Source organism: Aliiglaciecola sp. NS0011-25 (assembly GCF_040370605.1).
Classification (GTDB): Bacteria; Pseudomonadota; Gammaproteobacteria; order Enterobacterales; family Alteromonadaceae; genus Aliiglaciecola; species Aliiglaciecola lipolytica_A.
The window spans coordinates 1-882 of sequence record NZ_BAABWR010000058.1; the positions used below are offsets into that span (position 1 = coordinate 1).

The window sequence follows — 882 nt, forward strand, 5'->3', positions numbered from 1 at the left end:
GGTAGTGTTTAGAAATCTGTGTCATTTCAGTAATATTAAGAAAACAGGAGTGACACATGACTCAATCTTTCGACTTCAACAAAGCATTAGCTGAACTTCAATCTGGTAAAGGGTTAACTGGTGAAGATGGTGTTTTAACACCGCTAATTAAACAATTAACTGAAGCTGCACTCAGAGCAGAGCTAGAGCAGCATCTAGAATCTGATCTGCAACCAAACCGTAAGAACGGCACTAGCAAGAAAACCGTTAAATCATCTGTAGGTCAATTTGAACTTGAAACACCAAGAGACCGCGCTGGCTCCTTTGAACCGCAACTCGTTAAGAAAAACCAAACTAAGTTAACGCCAGAAATTGACCAAAAAGTCCTATCTATGTTTGCGTTAGGCATGAGCTATCGTGATATTCGCAGTCACATTCAAGAAATGTATGGCATTGAAATATCAGAAGCCACAATAACCGCTGTGACTGACCAGCTAATACCAGAGCTTAAAGCGTGGCAATCTCGCAGTCTTGATGCGTTGTATCCATTTATCTGGCTTGACGCTATTCACTATAAAATCAAGGAAAATGGTCGCTACGTTAGCAAAGCGGTTTATACTGTGCTGGGTATTAATATTGAAGGCCGTAAAGAATTACTTGGCCTCTACGTATCAGAAAGCGAAGGTGCTAACTACTGGTTATCAGTGCTGACCGATTTACATAATCGTGGCGTATCCGATATTTTAATCGCCTGTGTTGATGGACTAAAAGGTTTCCCTGAAGCCATTGGCACTATCTATCCTGAAACAGAGGTTCAACAGTGCGTTATTCATCAAATTCGTAACTCGATGAAGTACGTAGCCTCTAAGCACCAAAAAGCCTTTATGGCTGACTTAAAACCCG

Annotated in this window: 1 protein-coding gene; it reads left to right on the forward strand. The window is 41.2% G+C overall.

The genetic code is table 11. The features are described from left to right. Positions 1-56: 56 nt before the first annotated feature. Positions 57-882, forward strand: an 826-nt coding sequence (locus tag ABWV72_RS21155) for an IS256 family transposase (RefSeq protein ID WP_353372958.1), incomplete at its 3' end; no start/stop codon positions are given.